Source organism: Plantibacter lichenum, assembly GCF_050587525.1.
Lineage (GTDB): Bacteria > Actinomycetota > Actinomycetes > Actinomycetales > Microbacteriaceae > Plantibacter.
The window spans coordinates 238126-256364 of record NZ_JBOBFT010000006.1; the positions used below are offsets into that span (position 1 = coordinate 238126).

Consider the following 18239-nt stretch of genomic DNA (forward strand, 5'->3'; position numbering starts at 1 on the left):
ACTTCCTGAGCTACTCGTGTTTTATATTTCTGACACGGTAGCCCGGAGAGGGGGGACGCACGGCGCCCGGGTCGACATCCCGGGGCGCTTGCGTGGCGGTCGCGGCGCAAGATCCGCGCCACGGTCGGACAGAATGACAATCCTGGGAATCGGCCCACAATCCTGGCCGATCTCTCCCATCCGTTGCCGTCTGTAGTACGTGCCCATCTGCGCCGTGATATCACGTCACCTGCCCGGTGATCGCACGGGGGCGCCGGAGTGATGCCGGGGTATCCGTCGATGGCGCATCGGAGCGCCGACTCCGTCCCCTCCGAGGGGCTCAGGGCCGGCCTCCGGGCACTGCGCACGGACCTCGCCTCCCTTCGAAACACTCCGGGACCGGCGCCCGGTCGCCGAGCCCGTCGAAGCCCTCCACACCGTAACTCCTTCGATTTCGACAGTCCGGAAGCGAGAACCCCGGAAACATGCGGCGGCCGCTCGGTCCGATGCGCCGATCGAAGGAGTTGTGCTCAATCCCGAGGGCAGCTCAACACCCCGGGAACGACGAAGGGCCCCACGGCGTACCGTGGGGCCCTTCGTGCTCAACGAGTGAGCTGCAGTGCTTAGAAGACGTTGACGTCCAGCGGGATGCCGGGGCCGAACGTGGTCGACACGGCGCCCTTCTGGATGTAGCGGCCCTTGGAGCTGGACGGCTTCAGACGAACGACCTCTTCGAGGGCTGCATTGATGTTCTCTTCGAGCTGCGAAGCGTCGAACGAGGCCTTGCCGACGACGAAGTGCACGTTGGAGTGCTTGTCGACGCGGAACTCGATCTTTCCGCCCTTGATGTCGGAGACGGCCTTGGCCACATCCGGCGTCACGGTGCCGGTCTTGGGGTTCGGCATGAGGCCACGGGGTCCGAGGACCTTACCGAGACGACCGACCTTGCCCATGAGCTCGGGGGTGGAGACTGCCGAGTCGAACGAGGTGTAGCCGCCGGCCACCTTCTCGATGAGCTCGTCGCCGCCGACCTCGTCAGCGCCAGCAGCGATGGCGGCTTCAGCAGCCGGTCCCGTTGCGAACACGATGACGCGAGCCGTCTTGCCCGTACCGTGCGGGAGGATGACCGTGCCACGGACCATCTGGTCCGCCTTGCGCGGGTCGACACCGAGCTTGAGGGCGACCTCGACGGTGCTGTTGAACTTCGCGGAACCGGTTTCCTTCGCGAGGGCGACCGCTTCGTTGGGGGTGTAGAACTTGTCAGCCTCGATCTTCTCGGCTGCGGCCCGGTAGGCCTTCGACTTCTGTGCCATGTGCGTTCTCCTATGAGAAATGTGGTCATCTGCGCCTGGCCGGCGCTGCCACGAATGATTAAGAAAGGGCGCGAGCCCTGCGGATCGGGGTGATTAGCCCTCGACGGTGATGCCCATGGAACGGGCGGTGCCGGCGATGATCTTCGATGCAGCCTCGATGTCGTTCGAGTTCAGGTCGGGAGCCTTCTGCTCAGCGATCTGACGAACCTGCTCCTTGGTGAGCTTCGCGACCTTGACGGTGTGCGGGGTTCCGGAACCCTTGGCGACGCCGGCAGCCTTCTTGATGAGCTCGGCGGCCGGGGGCGTCTTCAGGATGAAGGTGAACGAACGGTCCTCGTAGACGGTGATCTCCACGGGGATGACGTTGCCGCGCTGCGACTCGGTCGCTGCGTTGTACGCCTTGCAGAATTCCATGATGTTGACGCCGTGCTGACCAAGGGCGGGGCCGATGGGGGGAGCGGGGTTGGCGGCGCCGGCCTGGATCTGCAGCTTGATCAGACCCGTGACCTTCTTCTTCGGTGCCATGTTTCTTCCTTCTTTGTGGGTTCGAGTGCCATCGGATGATGGGCGCTCTCCCGCGCGCCCGGTGGGCGGCGGTGGTTCGAGAAAACTTGGGGTGCTCGGTTAGAGCTTGGTGACCTGGTCGAAGCTGAGCTCGACGGGCGTCTCACGCTCGAACAGGGAGACGAGGACCGTGAGCTTGCCGCTCTCGGGCTTGATCTCGCTGATCGATCCGGGGAGACCCGCGAACGAGCCTTCCTTGATCGTGATGGTCTCGCCGATCTCGAAGTCGACCTCGGCCGGGATGACACGCGACTGCGTCGCGCTGCCCTTGGCGCCGGAACCCTTGACGGGTGCGGTCTCCTTGACCTCGACGAGGCTCTTCAACATGTTGAAGGACTCTTCGAAGCGGAGCGGGGTGGGGTTGTGCGCGTTGCCGACGAAGCCCGTGACACCGGGGGTGTGGCGGACGACCGACCAGCTGTCCTCGTTGAGGTCCATGCGGACGAGCACGTAGCCGGGGATCCGGACACGCGTGACCATCTTGCGCTGGCCGTTCTTGATCTCGACGACGTCTTCCATGGGCACTTCGACCTGGTAGATGTAGTCGGCGACCTCGAGCGTGGACTTGCGCTGCTCGATGTTGGCCTTCACCTTGCGCTCGAATCCGGCGTAGGAGTGGATGACGTACCACTTGCCGGGCAGGAAGCGGAGTTCCTTGCGGAAGGCGTCGTAGGGGTCTTCCTCCTCGACGGGCTCTTCCTCTTCTTCGGAGATGGCTTCAGCGGCGGCTTCGACTTCTGCGGCCTCGTCCAGCTCGAGAGCGTCTTCGACGACTGCATCGGCTTCGGGGTCGACTGCTTCGGCCATGGCGTCCAGGACTGCGTCGAGGTCGACCTCGTCGGAGTTCTCGTCTTCGACGTGCAGGGCGTTGTGCTCAGCAGGGTCGACCGAGTGCTCGTCGGCTGCGAGTACGTTGCCCTCCTGGGCTTCGTCGTCCTCCGAGGACTGCTCAGCGGCGGTCGCCCAGTCGACGTCGTTCACGTTTCGCTCAGACACTGAATTCCATTCCATTCCTGTTGCACGCCATGCGGATGTTCCGCCGGACGCCGCACCCGATCCGGGTACGAGGCGGTCATGCCGCCGTTGTTCGATTGTGGGGCTGGACTAGCTCGCCGCCGGCGTACCGAACACCAGCGTGACCACCCAGGCGAACACGAAGTCGATGCCGTACACGAGGGCCATCATGATGACGACGAACACGAGGACGACAGCCGTGTAGCTGATGAGTTCTTTCCTGGTGGGGGTGACGACCTTCTTGAGTTCGGCCACCACCTGCTTCAGGAACAGGATGATCCCCGCGAAGAACCCGCGCCGTTCGGCGCGATCTGCCTTCGCCTTGACGACGACGTCCTCACCGGGCGTCTCGCTTGTCTTCGGGGCCACTCGTTACACCTTTCGTGTGCCGGCACTCGTCGTGCCGACTCGCAGGGCGGACAGGACTTGAACCTGCAACCTGCGGTTTTGGAGACCGCTGCTCTACCAATTGAGCCACCGCCCTTCAGTGCAGATGCACTGCAGGGGTCGAATCTACCTGCATTTTCCCACCCGCTTCCACCTGGACAGACTCTCGACTGCTCACGGGGAAAATAGGCGCAAAAAAGCATGGCAGATTTCAACTACCTCCTTCAAGTGTACGGCACGCTGGACCCGGTGACAAACGCCAGGGCTTCATGCAGGAACTCGGGAGGTGTTCCGCCGATCAGATCTCGTGCGAGAGTTCCTCGTCGAGTTCGTCGTGTGCGCGATTGTTGCGGGATCCCGCTGCGTACGCGGTCTCGTCGAGGCCGCGGCTCCAGTAGCCGATGACGAGTTGCTCGCGACGATCGAATCCGATGCCGAGGCGCAGGTGCGTGCGGATCGCCTTCACCGTCTCGGATTCGGCGCCGACCCAGACCCGGACGGATTCCGTGGCCGTCGGCAGGTCGAGGAGCTCGACGGCGTCAGCGAGGAGCGAGACGTCCGCCGAATCGCCGCCGTCGCGGTGCAGCCAACGGACCTCGAAGCCCTCCGGAGTCGCGAAGGGCTGCTCCTCCGCGGCATCGGCGACCTCGATCAGGGCGATGCCGCGCTGCTCCGCGTCGAAGCCCTCGATCATCGATGCGATCGCCGGCAGTGCGGTCTCGTCGCCGACGAGGAGCTTCCAGCTCGCATCGCCGATGAGGTTGCCGCCGCCGCTCAGGACGCCGATCGTCGAGCCGATCGCGGCCGAGGCGGCCCATGACCCGGCGACCCCTCCCCCATGCAGGACGAACTCGACGTCGAACGTTCCGGCGGCGTCATCGATGCTGCGGATGGTGAAGGTACGGACGCGCTCTCGCGCCCCGGCCTTCCAGACGTAGCGGCCGAAGGCGCGTTTCGGCAGGTCGAACGCGCCGCCCGCGGGATCGGGGAAGAAGAGTTTGACGTTCGGTTCGCGATGCGGTTCCGCGAGATAGACCGCGGCGCCCGGTCCGCCGAAGGTCACGCGACGAAGGCGTGGGGTGACGTCGACGACCGCCGTGACGGCGATCTCCTGGGGCAACTGCTGTTCGGTCATGGAATGAGCATAGGCTCACCTAACCCCCTCGTGCACCTCCCCACGGGAACCGCGAGCGCACGATCGGCAGAGCGAATCACCGGTGGCGCTTGGCGAACTGTTCTGCCTGCTTCGTGGCGGCCTTCGTCGCCTTCTTGCCTTCCTTCACGGCACGCTTGCGAATCTTCTTGACCTGCGGGTCGTTCCAGGCGGACAGTGCCACCTGGCGGATCTCGCGGTAGCGCTCACGGCCGGCCTTCGCGCCGAGCACGTAGGCGGTGACGCCGACGGCGATAATGAGGATCCAACGGAACGTTTTCGACATGGGTCGTGCCTTTCTGTCCGGGTGGGTCTCGCGGACAGCCCACGAACATCCCCCGGACCTCCACGCTAGGCGCGAGTGCGCGAGGGCGACAGTCGGTTGACAATCACGGCGAGGACTGGCAGGGCCGACGACCGCTTCGACCCTCCGTCGCGCACGCAGCGATGTCGGCACTCCCGTGACGAGAGTGCCGACACCGACTCCACAGCTGATCACGGGGCGATTGGGGGCCACCGTCGTGATCGTCAGGGATGACGGACCGTGTTCCTGCGTTCCGTCGTCGAAAACGCTATCAGACACAAGTATCAGATGCTATGCGTGAGGAGTTCTTGATGAGATCTTCCGCATCTGTTGCGTTGTGGACGCATCCGGAGGCCGAAGGCGTTCACGCGGTCGCGGCCGGCGAATGGGCTTCCAGGAACTCGTACACCTCGACCTGGTCGACGCCCGGGAACGTGCCGGTCGGCAGCGCGGCGAGCAGGCTCGTCGGCGTCCGGGCGGCCGGCCAGGAGCGACCCGCCCAGCGGTCCGAGAGCTCCGACGAGGCGCGGCGGCAGCATCGGTCGTCCGGGCAGTTCGACACGGCCCGGTGCGTCGTCTCGCGGCCACGGAACCACTTGACGTGCGCGAACGGCACTCCCACGCTCACCGAATACTCGCCCTCCTTCGCCTTCTCGATGCGGGAGGTGCACCAGAACGTGCCCGTCGCCATGTCCGTGTACTGGTACCACGGACTGAATCGGTCCTCGACGTCGAAGACGGACCGCGCGGTCCAGTTGCGGCAGACCGTCGACCCCTCGACCGCGCCGAGCGCATCCGACGGGAACCTCACCCCGTCGTTCTCGTACGCCTTGATGATCGTCCCCGACTCGTGCACCTTCATGAAGTGGACGGGCAGCGCGAGGTGCTTCGTCGCGAGGTTCGTGAAGCGATGCGCGGCCGTCTCGTACGACACTGCAAACGCATCGCGCAGGTCCTCCATCGAGATCCGGCGGAGGTTCTTCGCCTCGGTGAGGAACTTCACGGTGTCGCGCTCGGGCAGGAGGATCGCAGCCGTGAGGTAGTTCGTCTCGACCCGCTGGCGGAGGAAGTCTGCGTAGTTCCGCGGCTCCGCATGACCGCACAGGTGGCTCGCGAACGCCTGCAGGATGGGTGATCGGGAATCGCGCGACGCCGACTGCTCGGTCGGCAGGTAGATCCGGCCGTTCCGATGGTCGAGGACCGACCGGGTCGAATGCGGGAGGTCGCCGACGTAGTGCAGCGAGAAGCCGAGGTGCTGCGCCATGTCGGCGACCGTCTGCTGCGAGACCGGCCCTCCCGTGTGGCCGACGGCGTCGAGCAGCCCGCGCGCGATCACCTCGAGCTCCGGGAAGAAGTTGTCGTGGGCGCGCATCTCGGCGCGCAGCTCCGCGTTGGCCCGACGCGCCTCCTCCGGTGTGGCGGCCCGTTCACGGTGAAGGCGCGAGACCTCGTCGTGGAGGGCGAGGATCGTGCGCAGCGTCTCATCGGCCGTCCCCTTCGACACCCGGACCGGGTCGATGCCGAGCGATGCGAAGACGGGCCCGCGCTGAGCCCGCTCGACGGCGATCTCCAGCGCGGCGCGCTCGCTCGGCGCCTCGTCCTTGAGGAGTTCGTCGACGCCGACGCCGACCGCCGATGCGATCGTCCGGAGCATCGAGATCCCCGGTTCCCGCCGACCGTTCTCGATCGCGGACACCTGCGAGGGCGCTCGATCCATCGCGCGCCCGAGGTCGTCGAGTGTGAGACCGGCCCGGATGCGCGCTTCGCGGATACGACGGCCGAGAACGAGCGCGTCGGCGGGCGCGGACGGGGCCGCCCGATCCGTCGGCGCAATCGGCGCCAGTGGGGCCGTCGGGTCTGCTGGTCGCGTCACAGCATCGGTGCTGGTCATGCGGTCGATGCTGCCACGGGGCGATTCTTCTGGCAAACAGAATTTCTGCGGTTCTTCTGCTGACCAATCCCATTCCGGCGGCTTCCGCGGGGCGCACGATCGATACCAGCACGACCGAACATCGGATCTTCCGCAGTCGTCCGTCCTGGACGAACCGCGGCGACATCGCACCGGCATCGCACACCCCGACGACAGGAGCACCCCGTGAGCACCGAAGCCACCCAGCCCCAGCCCACGCACCAGCCCCAGCCCACGCACCAACCTCAGCACCGCCAGCCGCTGCGCGCCGGCGACCAGACGCAGACGGCAGCCGAGCTGCAGGAGAGCTGGGACACCGACCCCCGCTGGGACGGCGTCCGCCGCGATTACACGGCCGAGGACGTCGTCCGGATCCGCGGCGGCGTCCGCGAAGACGCCACCCTCGCCCGCCGCGGCGCAGAGAACCTCTGGAACCTCATCCACACCGAGGAATGGGTTCCGGCGCTCGGCGCACTGACCGGCAACCAGGCCGTCCAGCAGGTGCGCGCGGGGCTCAAGGCGATCTACCTCTCCGGCTGGCAGGTCGCCGCCGACGCCAACCTCTCGGGCCAGACCTACCCCGACCAGAGCCTCTACCCTGCCAACTCGGTGCCCGCGGTCGTGCGTCGCATCAACAACGCGCTGCTGCGGGCGGAGCAGATCGAGTTCGCGGAGACCGGAAGCACGGAGATCGACTGGCTCGCCCCGATCGTCGCCGACGCGGAAGCCGGCTTCGGCGGTCCGCTCAACGCCTACGAGCTCATGTCCGGCATGATCCAGGCCGGGGCCGCCGGCGTGCACTGGGAGGACCAGCTCGCGAGCGAGAAGAAGTGCGGACACATGGGCGGCAAAGTCCTCGTGCCGACCGGCCAGCACATCCGCACGCTCAACGCGGCCCGACTCGCCGCGGACGTCGCGGGCGTCCCGTCGATCGTCATCGCCCGCACCGACGCGCTCGCCGCGACCCTCATCACGAGCGACATCGACGAACGCGACCGTCCGTTCCTGAACGGCGAGCGCACACCCGAGGGCTTCCACGAGGTGACGAACGGCATCGAGCCGGTCATCGCCCGCGGCCTCGCCTACGCGGAGTACGCCGACCTCCTCTGGGTGGAGTCCGCGGAACCCGACATCGAGCTCGCCCGCCGCTTCGCCGAAGCGATCCACGAGCGGTTCCCCGGCAAGAAGCTCGCCTACAACTGCTCGCCGTCGTTCAACTGGCGATCCCACCTCGACGACGCGCAGATCGCCTCGTTCCAACGCGACCTCGCCTCGATGGGCTACGCGTTCCAGTTCATCACCCTCGCCGGATTCCACGCCCTCAACCACTCGATGTTCACGCTCGCCCAGGACTACAAGGACCGTGCGATGAGCGCCTACGTCGATCTGCAGGAGGCGGAGTTCGCGTCAGAAGCCAGCGGCTACACCGCGACCAAGCACCAGCGCGAAGTGGGCACCGGCTACTTCGACCTGGTCGCCACCGCCCTCAACCCGACGAGCGCCACCCTCGCCCTCGCCGGGTCCACCGAGGCCCAGCAGTTCCACTAGCCCCACGTCCCTCTCCTCCTTCACCCTTCGACAGGCTCAGGGACCGGTCGTCCCGGTCCCTGAGCCCGTCGAAGGGCCATGGACCCCGCACCACAACCGCATCGGAGATCATCATGAACACGCTCCTCGACACCCGCACCCTCCCCACAACGGGAGCGATCCCGACCACCGCCGCAGGCCCCGCCATCGAGGTCGTCGGCCCCCTCCGCGGCCGCTACGACGAGATCCTCACCCCCGACGCCCTCGCCTTCCTCACCGAGCTGCACCAGCGCTTCTCCGGCATCCGGCACGATCGGCTCGCCGACCGCATGCGCCGCCGCTTCGAGATCGGCAACGGCCGTGACCCGAAGTTCCGCGACGACACCGCGCACATCCGATCCGATGGCGCGTGGCGCGTCGCCGGCGCGGGTCCCGGTCTCGAGGACCGTCGCGTCGAGATCACCGGCCCCACCGACCCCAAGATGACGATCAACGCCCTCAACTCCGGGGCGAAGGTGTGGCTCGCCGATCAGGAGGATGCCACGAGCCCCACCTGGAAGAACGTCATCGAGGGCCAGCTCTCCCTGCGCGACGCGATCCGGGGCGAGCTCACCTACACGAACGACGCCGGCAAGCGCTACGCGGTCACGGCCGAGCAGACGCCGACGATCGTGATGCGCCCGCGCGGCTGGCACCTCGTCGAGAAGCACCTCCGCTTCGTGGACCGCGCCGGCTCCTCGATGGCGACGTCCGGCAGCCTCGTCGACTTCGGCCTGTACGTCTTCCACAACGCGCAGGCGCTCATCGACGGCGGCCGCGGCCCCTACTTCTACCTCGCGAAGCTCGAATCGAGCGAGGAGGCGAAGCTGTGGGACGACGTCTTCACCTTCACGGAGGAGTATCTGCACCTCGCGCACGGCACGATCCGCGCGACCGTGCTCATCGAAACGCTTCCCGCGGCATTCGAGATGGACGAGATCCTCTACGTCCTCCGCGACCACTGCGCCGGCCTCAACGCGGGCCGCTGGGACTACATCTTCTCCATCATCAAGAACTACCGGGGTCGCGGTGCGCGCTTCGTCCTCCCCGACCGCAGCGAGGTCACGATGACCGTCCCGTTCATGCGGGCGTACACGGAGCTGCTCGTGCAGACCTGCCACAAGCGGGGCGCGCACGCGATCGGCGGCATGTCGGCGTTCATCCCGGACCGTCGCGACCCCGAGGTGACGGAGCGGGCGATCGCGAAGGTCTCCGCGGACAAACGACGAGAGGCCGGCGACGGCTTCGACGGCACCTGGGTCGCGCATCCGGACCTGATCGCCACGGCACGGTTCGAGTTCGACGAGGTGCTGGGCGACCGCCCGAACCAGCTCCACCGGCTCCGCGACGACGTCCACGTGACGCCTGCGCAGCTGCTCGACGTGCACATCGGCAGGGCTGTGACCGATGCGGGGCTCCGCGACAACGTGTCGATCGCGGTCCGCTACCTGGACTCGTGGCTGCGCGGCATCGGTGCGGCGGCGATCGACGGGCTCATGGAGGACGCGGCGACCGCTGAGATCAGCCGTTCACAGGTGTGGCAGTGGATCCACCAGGACGTCGCGACGGATGACGGCCTGCCGATCACGCGGGAACGGGTGGAGGGCGTGCTCGGCGCGCTCCTCGCATCGCTCACCCGTTTCGACGGCGACCGGTTCGACGATGCCGCGGAGCTGTTCCGCGAAGTCGCGCTGCGGGACGAGTTCCCCACCTTCCTCACCGTGCCCGCCTACGCGCGTTACCTCGACTGAGCTGCTGCGCCCATCGCGCACAACTCCTTCGATCCGTCCGGCCCGCGTCGCGTGCCATCGCGCATAACTCCTTCGATCCGTCTGTCCGTCCAGCTCGCCGCCCCGACATTCCGGGGGTCTGCGGCGGGAGCGGTCCGGATCGAAGGAGTTATGCGCGATGGGGACAGTCGGTGGAGAGACGGATTGAAGGAGTTGTGGTGGGGAGGGAGGGCAGCCTCGGAACCGGCTGACACATTCTCCACAGGGGATGCGCCTGCCGGTACGCTCGAAGGGTGCCCCTGACACCACGCCTCTCCCAGAAGATCTCGGCCATCGCCGAGTCCGCCACCCTGAAGGTCGACGCGAAAGCGAAGGCCCTCCAGGCCCAGGGCCGTCCGGTCATCAGCTACGCAGCCGGTGAACCCGACTTCCCCACGCCGCAGCACATCGTCGAGGCCGCCCTCGTCGCTGCGCGCGACCCCAAGAACCACCGGTACACGCCGGCCGCCGGGCTGCCCGATCTCCGTGAGGCGATTGCCGCGAAGACGCTGCGCGACTCCGGTCTCACCGTCGACCCGTCGCAGATCATCGTCACGAACGGTGGCAAGCAGTCGGTGTACGAGGCGTTCCAGGTCCTCTTGAACCCGGGCGACGAAGTCATCGTCCCCACCCCGTTCTGGACCACGTATCCCGAGGCGATCTCCCTCGCCGACGGCGTCGCGGTCGACGTCTTCGCCGACGCGTCGCAGAACTACCAGGTCACCGTCGAGCAGCTCGAAGCCGCCCGCACGGAGCGTACCAAGGTCCTGCTGTTCGTCTCCCCCTCGAACCCGACCGGTTCCGTTTACTCGCTCGAGCAGACGAAGGCCATCGGCGAGTGGGCGCTCGAGCACGGCATCTGGGTCATCACCGACGAGATCTACCAGAACCTCACCTATGACGGCGTCAAGGCCGTGTCGATCGTCGAGGCCGTCCCGGAGCTCGCCGAGCAGACCCTCCTCGTGAACGGCGTCGCGAAGACGTACGCGATGACCGGATGGCGTGTCGGCTGGACCGTCGGCCCGAAGGACGCCATCAAGGCGCTCGGCAACCTGCAGTCGCACCTGTCCGGCAACGTCAACAACATCGCGCAGCGCGCAGCGATCGCCGCCCTCACGGGTCCGCAGATCGAAGCGGAGCAGATGCGTGATGCGTTCGACCGTCGCCGCAAGCTCATCGTGAGCGAGCTCAACAAGATCGACGGCTTCCAGACGCCGACGCCGCAGGGCGCGTTCTACGTGTACCCGGACGTCACGGCGCTCCTCGGTCGCACGTGGGGCGGCGTCACGCCGCAGACCTCGCTCGAGCTCGCCGACCTGATGCTCGACCAGGCGGAGGTCGCCGCGGTGCCCGGTGAGGCGTTCGGCCCGTCCGGCTACCTGCGCTTCAGCTACGCGCTCGGCGACGACGCCCTCCTCGAGGGCGTGCAGCGCCTCCAGCGACTCTTCGCCTGACGCGAAGCCGCTTGCACGACGGAACCCCACCGGCCGGAAGGCTGGTGGGGTTCTGTCGTCGGCGGGTACCCTTCGACAGGCTCAGGGACCGGGTGCCGCACAGATCGAGCCCTTCGACGGGCTCAGGGACCGGGTCTCGGGCGGATGGTGCCCTTCGACAGGCTCAGCGACCGGGTCTGATTAGCGGCTGCGCTGCAGCGCGATGAGGCCGGTCGGGAACCGGTCGCGCGCCGAGACGTAGACGACTCCCTTCGCCTGATCGACCGAGACGCCGTACACCTTGTTGCCGTACGCCGTTCCGGGCAGGTTCGCGATCTGCGTCAGATCGGCCGCCCGCAGGATGAGCACGCCGCTCGCATCGAACGCCGCGGAGGAGTGCCCGATGTACAGACGACCGGCGAGCGGATCGACGGCGACGGACCGGAAGTCCGGTTTGACCGCGGCGAGCGAGGAGAGGAGCGCGTAGCTCGTCCCGTCGTACACCCGGACGCCCTCGGTCCCCGCCGAGTTGTCGTTCGTCGTGTAGATCCGGTTCGCCGTGGCGTCGAACGCGATGCCGTGGGTCGTCCAGTTGGCGCCGTCGGTCGCGACCGTCGTGATCTTCGCCCCCGTCGTCGCGTCCATGACCTCGAAGCCGGTCCCCCGCGTCGCCCCGAACACCCGTCCGGAGGCGGTGTCGACGTCGATGCCGCGCACGTTCGCGGTGAAGGCGAACGGACCGCGTGCGATCGTGTCGTCCGCGAGCTTCACCACGCTCCACGAGTTGCCGTACGCCACGTACAGCTCCCCCGTGGCCGCGTCGATGGCGACGTCGCGGACGCCTTCATCGGTTCCGCCCGGGATCACATGGGTGGCGACGAGGGTGTCCGTGGCCGGATCGATCTCGAGCACCCGGGCGGGCCGTTGCTCGTTGCCGACGAACACGTGACCACTCACCGGGTCGACGACCGATCCGACGGGCTTCGTGTCGAGGTCGGCATTCGCCTCCGAGGACGGGATCGCCGTCAGCGGCGCGGGCGCGTAGCTGAGTCCGGTCGGCGGCGTCGTCGGATCGGTGGGGTCGACCGGTCCTGGATCCGTCGGGTCCGTGGGGTCCGTCGGATCAGTCGGGTCCGTCGGGTCCGTCGGATCAGTCGGATCAGTGGGGTCAGTCGGATCGGTCGGATCGGTCGGATCCGTCGGGGTCGTGACGCCGGCACGCTGGCTGACCGTCACGGCGACGGGCGTCCGCTCCGAACCGGGCGGGTTCAGGCGGAAGTCACGGTTGGAGACGAACACGCGCTGACGTTTCTCGTCAACCGAGATGCCGTAGCCCTCCTTGCCGTACTTCGGGTCGGCGAGATCGGCGAGGACCGCACCCGTCTTCACGTCGTGGACGGAGAACCCGCCGGTGCCAGCACCGGTGCCCGTGTACCCGACATACACGAGCCCGTTCGTGGAGTCGATGTCGAGCTGGCGGGCGTTCGGTCTGGTGGGCGTCTCCCACAGCGGGGTGAAGCCCTTGTCCACGTCGAACGCGGCGACGTTGATCGCCCCGGGCACGTCCTCGAAGTATGCAGACGCGACGATGCCGCGAGCCGGGTCGGCAGCGACGTAGTACGCCCCCGCCGTCCCACCGACGACACCGAGCGATGCGCCCGTCACGGCATCGAGGACCTCGACACCGCGGGACGGGACGGCGCCGTACACATAGCCGCGCACGGGGTCGACATCGATCGACCGGTTGGACTCGATGAACGGGAACGGCCCGCGGACGACCTGACCGAAGGTCGCATCGGCGATCGACACGACCACCCAGTTCCGGTTCTGCTGACCCACGTACAGGAGCTGACCGGCGTCGTCGATGCCGAGGTCGCGGATGTTCTCCGGGAGCGTCATCGTGCGCAGGATCGTGTCGGTTTCCGGGTCGATCTCCGAGATCGTACGGCTGTTCTGGTCGCCCAGGTAGAGGACGCCCTTCGCCTCGGAGAACGCGGAGCCGGCCGGCAGCTGCGTGTTCGACGGGTTGGCTGAGTCGAGGTTCGCGACGGGCGCGTACTCGTAGCCGGCGTCGAGGACCCGTTTGCTCACGGTGACCGCGACGGGATCCTTCTCGGACCCGGGCGGGTTCAAGCGGTAGTCGCGATTGGAGACGAAGACCCGCTGCTGCTGCTCATCGACCGAGATGCCGTAGCCGTCCTTGCCGTACTTCGGATCGGCGAAGTCGCCGAGGACCTTGCCGGTCTTGGCGTCGTGCACCGTGAATCCGCCAGAACCGACGGCCGTGCCGGTGTAGCCGACATAGAGGAGGCCGTTCATCCCGTCCGCATCGAGCTGACGCGGGTTCGCCCGGCTCTTCGAGGACCAGAGCGACGCGAACGCGTTGTCGACGTCGAAGGACTCGATGTTCTTCGCGTCCTTCACATCGCTGAAGTAGACGGTCGAGACGAGACCGTTCGCCGGGTCGGCGGACACGTAGTAGGCGTCGGCCGTCCCGCCGATCACGCCGAGCGAGGCGCCCGTTACCGCGTCGAGGACCTCGACACCGCGAGACGGGACGGCGCCGTAGACGTAGCCACGGACCGGGTCGACATCGATCGACCGATTGGACTCGATGAACGGGAACGGCCCGCGGACGATCTGACCGAAGGTCGCATCGGCGATCGACACGACCACCCAGTTCCGGTTCTGCTGCCCCACGTAGAGGAGCTCGCGCTCATCGTCGATGCCGAGGTCGCGGATGTTCTCCGGGAGCGTCATCGTGCGGCGGATCGTGTCGGTGTCCGGATCGATCTCCGAGACCGTGCGGCCGTTCTGGTCGCCGAGGTACAGGGCGCCCTTCTTCTGGGAGAACGCGGAACCGGCGGGAAGCTTGACAGCGTCCTGCTTCGGCGAGGCGAGACCGCCGACGACGGTGTAGTCGACGCTCTGCTCCGGTGTCCCCGGGTCGGTGGGGCCGCCCGGATCCGGGTTCGGCACGCACCCGAGGCACGGCACGGACGTCCCCGGTTCGATGACCTGCGGAACGGTGTCGTCCGTCACGGCCTTGCCCGCCTCGTTCTTCACGATCGTCAGACCGTCGTAGTAGACGCCGTCGGCCGTGCGTGATTCGTAGCGGAGCGAATCGCCCGAGACGTCGATGAGCTGATAGAGCTCGATGTCGCCGCCGAGCTTCTTGAGGTGAGCGTCGTTCTCGTTCCACAGGCGCGGTCCGGCTCCCGCGTACATCTTGGAACCGACGACCGAGACGGCGTAGACGGGACCGTCGTAGCTGAGCTCCTTGTTCCAGCTGACCGGGTTGCCCTTCTCGGCCTCGTTGGAGTTGCCGCGACCGTAGTTGTGGTCGTGGCCCTGCAGCACGAGGTCGACGTTGTTCGCCTCGAAGAGCGGCAGCCAGGACTCGCGGATCGCACGGTTGTTCCGGCCTTCGTCGAGCGAGAACACCGGGTGGTGGAAGTACACGACCGTCCACTTGTTGGGGTTCTGCTCAAGCGTCTGCTTGAGCCATGCCGTCTGGACGGCGAGCGCAGACGCCTCCGTGATGTTGCTGTTGAGCGAGATGAAGCGGACGCCCTGGTAGTCGGAGTAGTAGACGGTCCCCTTGAGGAGCGCTTCGACTGCCGCGGAACCCTTCGGTCCGTTGTCCGGGTAGGCGAACTGCGCCTGCCACTGCTTGGAGAGCGCCTCGCCCTGGTACTCGTGGTTGCCCGCGGCCGCAAGGAAGTTCTGCGTGCCGAAGGTGTACCCGGAGGCGTCGAACACCTCGCCCCACTGGGTGTCGTCGTTCGCGTCGTCGATGAGGTCGCCGGCCTGCAGCACGATGCTCGCGTCCGGTCGGTCGCGGAAGGCGTTCCGAATGACCCGCGAGGCGTCCGACTTGATGCCGTTCTGCACGTCGCCGAGGTAGATGAACGAGAAGTCGTCCGGCGCGGCCGACGCGGTGGTGAAGTGCTGCCACTCGCTGAAGTTCGTGCCGTCCCCGACACGGTACTGGTACTGCGTGGAGGACTTCAGACCCGTGAACGCGACCGTGTGGAAGGACTCGTCGTAGCCCTTGTCGGTGGGCACGTCGACGTTCTTCGACGCCTGCACGGTCGTGAGGTCGGTGCGGTACGGCTCGGCCGTCGCCACACGGATCTGCGCCTGCGCGGTGTTCACGCCGGTGGAGGTGCGCCAGGTGACCGATTGCGAGGTCGCGAGGTCTCCGGACGGCGTGAGGACGAGGCGATCCGGAATGCGGGACGGACCGTGCTGGACGATGGGCGAGACGGTGGCAGCTGCCGCTGGTGCCCCGGCGGCAGGTGCCACCGCAGCTGCCGAGCTCGGGGCGGCGACCGCTGGAGCGGTCGCCCCGAGCGAGCCGAGCAGCGCTACCGCGAGGGTTGCCGCTGCGAGCGCACCGAACGGCTTGCGGCGGCCGCTTCGACGAGTGGACGTGGTCATGGGTTGAGGCTCTTTCCTCGGTTCGAACGGGGGTGTCGGTTCAGGGACTGGCGTGCGGGCGCCGAACGGGGATCGCATCAGGCTTCGTCTCCCGTGGTGCGGCGGCGGAAGAACACGATGAGGAAGGCGGCGGCTCCGAGGAGGAGCGCTCCGCCCGCGACGGCGACGAGGATGCCGACACCGTCCGCTCCGGTGCGGGCGAGGTCGCGCTCACCGGTCGTGGCTGCGCCCACCTCGAGGATGGTGATGGGCGCGTCGACGGTCGCCCCGGACTCGAGGCCGCGCACCGTGACGGTGTGCGCCCCCGGGGCGACTCCCGCGGGGATGTGCGCTTGGAAGGAGTACGCGCCGGATGCGTCCGCCTTCGGGTAACCGAGCGTGATCGGGTCGGAGTGCAGAGTGACCTCGAGGTCCTCGTTCGCCCAGAAGCCGCCACCGCGCATCCCGAGCGTGCCGCCGGCCGCGATGCCTGTCGCCGACAGCTCGATGGGTGTCGGCTCTGCCGCGGGCTTCGGCTCCGGCTTGTCCGTCGGCGGAGTCGTGGGAGTGGTCGTCGGCGGGGCCGTGGTGGGTGGCGTCGTCGGCTGGACGGTCGGTTCGACCGTGGGTTCGACCGTGGGCTCGACGGTCGGCTTCGGAGTCGAGGTCGGCTCGTCCGTCGGCTTCGGCGTGGGCTCGTCCGTCGGCTTGGGCGTCGGCGTGGGCGTCGGCGTGGGTTCCGGCGTCGATCCCGGACCGGGCTGCGCCGGCGTCGGCCGCTCGGGCGCCTTGACATCGGCACGCGCGGAGCCGGGGCCGGATGCACGTGCGACCGTCTCATCGGTGACGAGCTTGACGCCGTCGTCCGACTTCGTGATCGTGAACGCGTCGAAGAGTTCACCGGTGACCTTGTGGCTCTCCACGTGGATCTCATCGGCCGTGACGTCGACGGTCTGGTACATCTGCGTGTCGCGGTTCATGCTGCGCAGATTCGCGCCGTTCTTGATCCAGTTGTTGGATTCGAGCGGGTCCGGGACATACATCTTCGGTCCGGCGATCGTGACCATGTAGACGGGGCCGGTCTGGCTCGTCGCCGGGTCAGCCCCAGCAGGCAGGTTCTGCTCGTTCGCGATGAGGTTGCCGCGACCGTAGGCGTGGTCGTGGCCCTGCAGGACGAGGTCGACGTTGTGCTTCTCGAAGATCGGCAGCCACGCATTGCGGATGGTTGCGTTGTCGCGGCCGGACGTGACGGAGAAGATCGGCTGGTGGAAGGAGACGACACTCCACTTGCCGGGGTTCGATTCGAGGACGCCGTCGAGCCAGGCGCTCTGCGACTCCATCTCGGCACCGTTGATCACCGAGGCGTTGAGCGAGATGAATCGCACGCCCTGGATGTCCGTGTAGTAGACGTTCTCGTCGTAGATCTGCTTGATCGCGGGCGTCGTGGCGGGACCATTGCGCGGGTACTCGAACTGCGCACCCCAGTAGCGGGTGAGGTCCGGGCCCGGGTAGTACTCGTGGTTCCCGGGGGTCGCGAGGACGTTCATCGACGAGTTCGCGAAGCCCGCAGCACCGAACCACTCACCCCATTCAGCGTCGGCGACGTCGGTGTCGATGAGGTCGCCGAGGTGGACGACGGCCTTCGCGTACGGGCGCGCTTCCGATGCGGCGCGGAACGACCGGGAGGCGTAGGACTTCACATCGTTCTGGGCGTCGCCCTGCACGAGGAAGGAGAACGGCGCCGCGGCCGCCGCGGCCGTCTCGAACTCGAACCACTCGCTCCAGGTCGTGCCATCGCCGACCCGGTACAGGTAGGCGGTCGACGGCGCGAGGCCCGTCATCGTGGCGGTGTGGTACTTGATCGAGTAGCCGAGGTCGGTCGCGAAACCGGTCGTACTGACGGCCGGCACGGTGGATCCAGCCTTGGGCGGTCCCTTGGTCGCAGCGCTGAGCTGGAGCTGCGCGGTCGTGACGTCGATCGACGTGCGCCAGGAGACGTTCTGTGAGGAGAACGGCGTCTCGGTCGGGGTCATGATGACGCGATCCGGAACCGCTGACGCGACGTGAACGGTCGCGGGGGCGACGGGCGGCGGGTTCAGACCGCCGGCGGCGTAGGCGATACCACCGCCGAGTGAGACGAGGGCGACTGTGGCGGCGAGACCGCCCGCCAGGAGCGCTGTTCGAGGGCTGAGGCGCGCGCAGGCGCGCCGAGAGATCGCTCTTCATCGGGGGAAGGTGTCCTTCGGGCAGGACCGGCGTGACCAGCCGGTGGTGTTCGGGGCGCTGCCATCGGAGGCAGCGCCGCTCACGCTAACGAACCCACGATGTCCAATGGGTGTCGGACAACGAGGTTCCCCGAACGTTCTCCCGCCGTTCCCACGCGCCCGTTGGAACGGTTCAACCGGTCAACAGGAGTTCACCCTGGA

At 67.4% G+C, this 18239-nt stretch carries 12 protein-coding genes and 1 tRNA gene; 3 read left to right on the forward strand and 10 right to left on the reverse strand.

Annotation, left to right across the window (positions count from 1 at the left end; genetic code table 11):
• Positions 1-602: 602 nt before the first annotated feature.
• From rplA to ACQ3HB_RS10580, 8 genes are all read right to left on the reverse strand, one after another.
• Positions 603-1292, reverse strand: coding sequence for a 50S ribosomal protein L1 (rplA, locus tag ACQ3HB_RS10545; RefSeq protein WP_430920007.1), 690 nt, complete (start codon positions 1290-1292; stop codon positions 603-605).
• 93 nt (positions 1293-1385) lie between these two features.
• A complete protein-coding gene (gene rplK / locus ACQ3HB_RS10550; RefSeq protein WP_347870612.1) occupies positions 1386-1817 on the reverse strand; it encodes a 50S ribosomal protein L11 in 432 nt (143 codons plus the stop codon).
• 99 nt (positions 1818-1916) lie between these two features.
• Positions 1917-2852, reverse strand: coding sequence for a transcription termination/antitermination protein NusG (gene nusG / locus ACQ3HB_RS10555; RefSeq protein WP_430920008.1), 936 nt, complete (start codon positions 2850-2852; stop codon positions 1917-1919).
• 108 nt (positions 2853-2960) lie between these two features.
• The gene (gene secE, locus ACQ3HB_RS10560) at positions 2961-3239 is read right to left on the reverse strand and encodes a preprotein translocase subunit SecE (RefSeq protein WP_430920009.1); all 279 of its coding nucleotides are present in this window, start codon (positions 3237-3239) and stop codon (positions 2961-2963) included.
• Positions 3240-3281: 42 nt separating this feature from the next.
• Positions 3282-3354: transfer RNA gene (locus tag ACQ3HB_RS10565), tRNA-Trp, on the reverse strand.
• 201 nt (positions 3355-3555) lie between these two features.
• Positions 3556-4392, reverse strand: a complete 837-nt coding sequence (locus ACQ3HB_RS10570; protein ID WP_430920010.1) for a siderophore-interacting protein — start codon at positions 4390-4392, stop codon at positions 3556-3558.
• 76 nt (positions 4393-4468) lie between these two features.
• On the reverse strand, positions 4469-4696 hold the full coding sequence (locus ACQ3HB_RS10575; RefSeq protein ID WP_430920011.1) for a hypothetical protein: 228 nt from the start codon (positions 4694-4696) through the stop codon (positions 4469-4471).
• 382 nt (positions 4697-5078) lie between these two features.
• Positions 5079-6605 (reverse strand): helix-turn-helix domain-containing protein, encoded by a 1527-nt coding sequence (locus ACQ3HB_RS10580; protein ID WP_430920012.1) that lies wholly within the window; start codon positions 6603-6605, stop codon positions 5079-5081.
• A 279-nt stretch (positions 6606-6884) separates the two neighbouring features.
• Here ACQ3HB_RS10580 and aceA point away from each other — a divergent pair, with 279 nt between their 5' ends.
• The 3 genes from aceA to ACQ3HB_RS10595 all read left to right on the forward strand — a co-directional run bounded on the left by aceA (position 6885) and on the right by ACQ3HB_RS10595 (position 11412).
• Positions 6885-8171: an isocitrate lyase gene (gene aceA, locus ACQ3HB_RS10585; protein WP_430920036.1), complete on the forward strand. Its 1287-nt coding sequence runs from the start codon at positions 6885-6887 to the stop codon at positions 8169-8171.
• 113 nt (positions 8172-8284) lie between these two features.
• Positions 8285-9940, forward strand: a complete 1656-nt coding sequence (aceB, locus tag ACQ3HB_RS10590; protein WP_430920013.1) for a malate synthase A — start codon at positions 8285-8287, stop codon at positions 9938-9940.
• 278 nt (positions 9941-10218) lie between these two features.
• Entirely contained in the window at positions 10219-11412 is a 1194-nt protein-coding gene (locus ACQ3HB_RS10595; RefSeq protein ID WP_430920037.1) for a pyridoxal phosphate-dependent aminotransferase, read from the forward strand.
• A gap of 180 nt (positions 11413-11592) precedes the next feature.
• Here the strand turns inward: ACQ3HB_RS10595 and ACQ3HB_RS10600 are convergent, their stop codons facing one another.
• Entirely contained in the window at positions 11593-15834 is a 4242-nt protein-coding gene (locus ACQ3HB_RS10600; protein ID WP_430920014.1) for a metallophosphoesterase, read from the reverse strand.
• 77 nt (positions 15835-15911) lie between these two features.
• Entirely contained in the window at positions 15912-18029 is a 2118-nt protein-coding gene (locus ACQ3HB_RS10605; protein ID WP_430920038.1) for a purple acid phosphatase family protein, read from the reverse strand.
• Between the last annotated feature and the right edge of the window lie 210 nt (positions 18030-18239).